Origin of the sequence: Rothia endophytica, assembly GCF_928381505.1 — a bacterium.
Taxonomy (GTDB): domain Bacteria; phylum Actinomycetota; class Actinomycetes; order Actinomycetales; family Micrococcaceae; genus Rothia; species Rothia endophytica_A.
The window spans coordinates 1-4,963 of the sequence record NZ_CAKMSJ010000018.1; the positions used below are offsets into that span (position 1 = coordinate 1).

General features: G+C 55.9%; 5 protein-coding genes and 1 pseudogene. 1 reads left to right on the top strand and 5 read right to left on the bottom strand.

The genetic code is table 11. From position 1 onward, the window contains the following. Window positions 1–572: 572 nt before the first annotated feature. The 5 genes from L6990_RS11620 to dfrA16 form a co-directional block, all read right to left on the bottom strand. Window positions 573–1,073 carry a GNAT family N-acetyltransferase gene (locus L6990_RS11620; RefSeq protein ID WP_000376623.1) on the bottom strand — a complete coding sequence of 167 codons (501 nt, stop codon included), beginning with the start codon at window positions 1,071–1,073 and terminating at the stop codon, window positions 573–575. A 127-nt stretch (window positions 1,074–1,200) separates the two neighbouring features. Next, complete coding sequence (sul1, locus tag L6990_RS11625) at window positions 1,201–2,040, bottom strand: sulfonamide-resistant dihydropteroate synthase Sul1 (RefSeq protein WP_000259031.1); 840 nt, start codon at window positions 2,038–2,040, stop codon at window positions 1,201–1,203. Beyond that, a complete protein-coding gene (locus L6990_RS11630; protein WP_000679427.1) occupies window positions 2,034–2,381 on the bottom strand; it encodes a quaternary ammonium compound efflux SMR transporter QacE delta 1 in 348 nt (115 codons plus the stop codon). The genes sul1 and L6990_RS11630 overlap by 7 nt, the downstream gene beginning before the upstream one ends. Before the next feature lie 163 nt (window positions 2,382–2,544). Continuing rightward, the gene (locus L6990_RS11635) at window positions 2,545–3,336 is read right to left on the bottom strand and encodes an AadA family aminoglycoside 3''-O-nucleotidyltransferase (protein ID WP_440480508.1); all 792 of its coding nucleotides are present in this window, start codon (window positions 3,334–3,336) and stop codon (window positions 2,545–2,547) included. A gap of 103 nt (window positions 3,337–3,439) precedes the next feature. Beyond that, window positions 3,440–3,913 carry a trimethoprim-resistant dihydrofolate reductase DfrA16 gene (gene dfrA16 / locus L6990_RS11640; protein ID WP_032490158.1) on the bottom strand — a complete coding sequence of 158 codons (474 nt, stop codon included), beginning with the start codon at window positions 3,911–3,913 and terminating at the stop codon, window positions 3,440–3,442. A gap of 154 nt (window positions 3,914–4,067) precedes the next feature. Between dfrA16 and intI1 the strand changes: the two are divergent. Further along, window positions 4,068–4,836, top strand: a pseudogene (gene intI1, locus L6990_RS11645) (class 1 integron integrase IntI1); the annotation flags it as partial. Window positions 4,837–4,963: the final 127 nt, after the last annotated feature.

The window sequence follows — 4,963 nt, forward strand, 5'->3', positions numbered from 1 at the left end:
ACAATACCAGCGCACCGCCCACAGGATCACATCACCCTGGAAATGGCGCCACTTGAAATCCGTCATCGTTCCGTCCGTCCAATCTCCGCCAAGCATGCTCAAGCTTCACGATTTTTGCAACAGAGCCCACACGAGTATTGAGCATAGTCGAGATTGGTGCAGATCACTTCTGATATTGAACTGTCAGGAGCTGGCTGCACAACAGCCATTACGCCCAATCAACTGGTGCAGTCGTCTTCTGAAAATGACATTTGGTATCTCTCATAAACGGATGTTTTTGAGAGAACTATCTTCGGCCTTCACACGCACGAAAGGCGGCGAAGCTCCGCCGTTAATCCGTCCGCCGGAGATCTCGCCCAGGCAGGCTGAAGGCCGAGCAAGCCTGACAGGCCCGAAAAGCCCGGCACGGGCGTCGGCGGCGATGACGGCGGCGGCATTATCCAGGGTTGATGATGGAAGTGGAGGATATCGACAACCTCTCGCGCAACCAAGACATCGCGGTCGGACTGCAAGTGATCTTGAAGCCACGGGCCCGTCCCACCCCGACATGGACCTCGATGCCCGAACGGACGTTAGATTTCGAGTTCTAGGCGTTCTGCGATGAAGGTTGGATCCCAGCCGGGATTGAAAGTGTCGACGTGGGTGAATCCGAGCCGCTCGTATAGGCCACGCAGGTTCGGGTGGCAGTCGAGCCGCAGCTTGGCGCACCCCTGCGTTCGCGCGGCATGGCGGCAAGCCTCGATCAGCGCGGAGCTGACACCCCGGCCCGCATGTGTCCGTCGCACCGCGAGCTTGTGCAGATATGCGGCCTCCCCCTTGAGGGCGTCGGGCCAGAACTCGGGATCCTCGGCCGACAAGGTGCAACAGCCGACGATGCCGTCGCTGCAACTCGCGACTAGGAGCTCGGATCTCAGGACGAAGGTCTCCGCGAATGTCCGGTCGATCCGCGCGACGTCCCAGGCGGGCGTTCCCTTGGCGGACATCCACGCCGCAGCGTCGTGCATCAGCCGCACAACCTCGTCGATATCACCCGAGCAGGCGACCCGAACGTTCGGAGGCTCCTCGCTGTCCATTCGCTCCCCTGGCGCGGTATGAACCGCCGCCTCATAGTGCAGTTTGATCCTGACGAGCCCAGCATGTCTGCGCCCACCTTCGCGGAACCTGACCAGGGTCCGCTAGCGGGCGGCCGGAAGGTGAATGCTAGGCATGATCTAACCCTCGGTCTCTGGCGTCGCGACTGCGAAATTTCGCGAGGGTTTCCGAGAAGGTGATTGCGCTTCGCAGATCTCCAGGCGCGTGGGTGCGGACGTAGTCAGCGCCATTGCCGATCGCGTGAAGTTCCGCCGCAAGGCTCGCTGGACCCAGATCCTTTACAGGAAGGCCAACGGTGGCGCCCAAGAAGGATTTCCGCGACACCGAGACCAATAGCGGAAGCCCCAACGCCGACTTCAGCTTTTGAAGGTTCGACAGCACGTGCAGCGATGTTTCCGGTGCGGGGCTCAAGAAAAATCCCATCCCCGGATCGAGGATGAGCCGGTCGGCAGCGACCCCGCTCCGTCGCAAGGCGGAAACCCGCGCCTCGAAGAACCGCACAATCTCGTCGAGCGCGTCTTCGGGTCGAAGGTGACCGGTGCGGGTGGCGATGCCATCCCGCTGCGCTGAGTGCATAACCACCAGCCTGCAGTCCGCCTCAGCAATATCGGGATAGAGCGCAGGGTCAGGAAATCCTTGGATATCGTTCAGGTAGCCCACGCCGCGCTTGAGCGCATAGCGCTGGGTTTCCGGTTGGAAGCTGTCGATTGAAACACGGTGCATCTGATCGGACAGGGCGTCTAAGAGCGGCGCAATACGTCTGATCTCATCGGCCGGCGATACAGGCCTCGCGTCCGGATGGCTGGCGGCCGGTCCGACATCCACGACGTCTGATCCGACTCGCAGCATTTCGATCGCCGCGGTGACAGCGCCGGCGGGGTCTAGCCGCCGGCTCTCATCGAAGAAGGAGTCCTCGGTGAGATTCAGAATGCCGAACACCGTCACCATGGCGTCGGCCTCCGCAGCGACTTCCACGATGGGGATCGGGCGAGCAAAAAGGCAGCAATTATGAGCCCCATACCTACAAAGCCCCACGCATCAAGCTTTTGCCCATGAAGCAACCAGGCAATGGCTGTAATTATGACGACGCCGAGTCCCGACCAGACTGCATAAGCAACACCGACAGGGATGGATTTCAGAACCAGAGAAAGAAAATAAAATGCGATGCCATAACCGATTATGACAACGGCGGAAGGGGCAAGCTTAGTAAAGCCCTCGCTAGATTTTAATGCGGATGTTGCGATTACTTCGCCAACTATTGCGATAACAAGAAAAAGCCAGCCTTTCATGATATATCTCCCAATTTGTGTAGGGCTTATTATGCACGCTTAAAAATAATAAAAGCAGACTTGACCTGATAGTTTGGCTGTGAGCAATTATGTGCTTAGTGCATCTAACGCCGGAGTTAAGCCGCCGCGCGTAGCGCGGTCGGCTTGAACGAATTGTTAGACATCATTTACCAACTGACTTGATGATCTCGCCTTTCACAAAGCGAATAAATTCTTCCAAGTGATCTGCGCGTGAGGCCAAGTGATCTTCTTTTTGTCCCAGATAAGCTTGCTTAGCTTCAAGTAAGACGGGCTGATACTGGGCAGGTAGGCGTTTTATTGCCCAGTCGGCAGCGACATCCTTCGGCGCGATTTTGCCGGTTATTGCGCTGTACCAAATGCGGGACAAGGTAAGCACTACATTTCGCTCATCGCCGGCCCAGTCGGGCTGCGAGTTCCATAGCTTCAAGGTTTCCCTCAGCGCCTCGAATAGATCCTGTTCAGGAACCGGGTCAAAGAATTCCTCCGCTGCCGGACCTACCAAGGCAACGCTATGTTCTCTTGCTTTTGTAAGCAGGATAGCTAGATCAACATCGGTTGTGGCGGGCTCGAAGATGCCCGCAAGAATGTCATTGCGCTGCCATTCTCCAAATTGCAGCTCGCGCTTAGCCGGATAACGCCACGGGATGATGTCGTCATGCACGACAAGGGTGACTTCTATAGCGCGGAGCGTCTCGCTCTCGCCAGGGAAAGCCGAAGCCTCCATAAGGTCATTGAGCAATGCTCGCCGCGTCGTTTCATCAAGCTTTACGGCCACAGTAACCAACAAATCAATATCGCTGTATGGCTTCAGGCCGCCATCCACTGCGGAGCCGTACAAATGCACGGCCAGCAACGTTGATTCCAGATGGCGCTCAATGACGCTTAGCACCTCTGATAGTTGGTTCGAAATTTCGATGGTCACCGCTACCCTCATGATGTCTAACGCCCGTCTCAACTGCCGGAGGTTAATGGCGCCTTTTTTGCAGCTCCACCGCAAAAAAGGTGACAGTAACCGGAGGTCAGATTGCAGGCGCTTGTTAACTCTTTTGCCAGATTTGATAACAATAGTTAATGTTAGACTCGAAATCTTGCTCAAATACCAACTTGAATGTATCTGGGATTTCAGGAAAAACTATGTCTCCATCTCGCTCGATGTCGACTGTTGAAATATGCAAAGTATCTACTTTGGAAATCAAGCTTTTGTATATTTCACCACCACCAGAAACGATAACATGATCCGTGATTTCCTCTAAATTTATTAAGGCATCCTGAATTGAGGAGAAAACCATTACACCCTCATCATTCGTAGAAAAATTAGAGCGAGTTACAACTGCATACTTTCGATTTGGGAGAGCGCCCATTGACTCAAAAGTTTTGCGTCCAACTAAAAGCCATTGATTATATGTAATTGCCTTAAATAGAAGTTGCTCGCCTTTGGCGCTCCATGGAATATCTGGTCCATTACCGATAATACCGTTCTTCGACTTGGCAGCCATTAGTGATAACTTCACGATTTCTCCCTCGAGTTAACTTTGTTTTAGGGCGACTGCCCTGCTGCGTAACATCGTTGCTGCTCCATAACATCAAACATCGACCCACGGCGTAACGCGCTTGCTGCTTGGATGCCCGAGGCATAGACTGTACAAAAAACAGTCATAACAAGCCATGAAAACCGCCACTGCGCCGTTACCACCGCTGCGTTCGGTCAAGGTTCTGGACCAGTTGCGTGAGCGCATACGCTACTTGCATTATAGCTTACGAACCGAACAGGCGTATGTCCACTGGGTTCGTGCCTTCATCCGTTTCCACGGTGTGCGTCACCCGGCAACCTTGGGCAGCAGCGAAGTCGAGGCATTTCTGTCCTGGCTGGCGAACGAGCGCAAGGTTTCGGTCTCCACGCATCGTCAGGCATTGGCGGCCTTGCTGTTCTTCTACGGCAAGGTGCTGTGCACGGATCTGCCCTGGCTTCAGGAGATCGGAAGACCTCGGCCGTCGCGGCGCTTGCCGGTGGTGCTGACCCCGGATGAAGTGGTTCGCATCCTCGGTCGAGCATCGTTTGTTCGCCCAGCTTCTGTATGGAACGGGCATGCGGATCAGTGAGGGTTTGCAACTGCGGGTCAAGGATCTGGATTTCGATCACGGCACGATCATCGTGCGGGAGGGCAAGGGCTCCAAGGATCGGGCCTTGATGTTACCCGAGAGCTTGGCACCCAGCCTGCGCGAGCAGCTGTCGCGTGCACGGGCATGGTGGCTGAAGGACCAGGCCGAGGGCCGCAGCGGCGTTGCGCTTCCCGACGCCCTTGAGCGGAAGTATCCGCGCGCCGGGCATTCCTGGCCGTGGTTCTGGGTTTTTGCGCAGCACACGCATTCGACCGATCCACGGAGCGGTGTCGTGCGTCGCCATCACATGTATGACCAGACCTTTCAGCGCGCCGGCTCTGTTGCAAAGATTGGCGGCAGTCAGAGGTAGGCTGTCGCTCTGCGCCGATCAGGCGGCTGCTGCGAAATGGTGGTTGAGCATGCCCATGGCCTCCGTCAGCGCCGAGGGCCCAATGCCAAAA

Excerpts from the sequence above, each read along its gene's own strand:
- L6990_RS11635 (WP_440480508.1), bottom strand. The coding sequence starts at position 3,336 with ATGAGGGTAGCGGTGACCATCGAAATTTCGAACCAACTATCAGAGGTG.
- L6990_RS11630 (WP_000679427.1), bottom strand. The coding sequence starts at position 2,381 with ATGAAAGGCTGGCTTTTTCTTGTTATCGCAATAGTTGGCGAAGTAATC.
- sul1 (WP_000259031.1), bottom strand. The coding sequence starts at position 2,040 with ATGGTGACGGTGTTCGGCATTCTGAATCTCACCGAGGACTCCTTCTTC.
- L6990_RS11620 (WP_000376623.1), bottom strand. The coding sequence starts at position 1,073 with ATGGACAGCGAGGAGCCTCCGAACGTTCGGGTCGCCTGCTCGGGTGAT.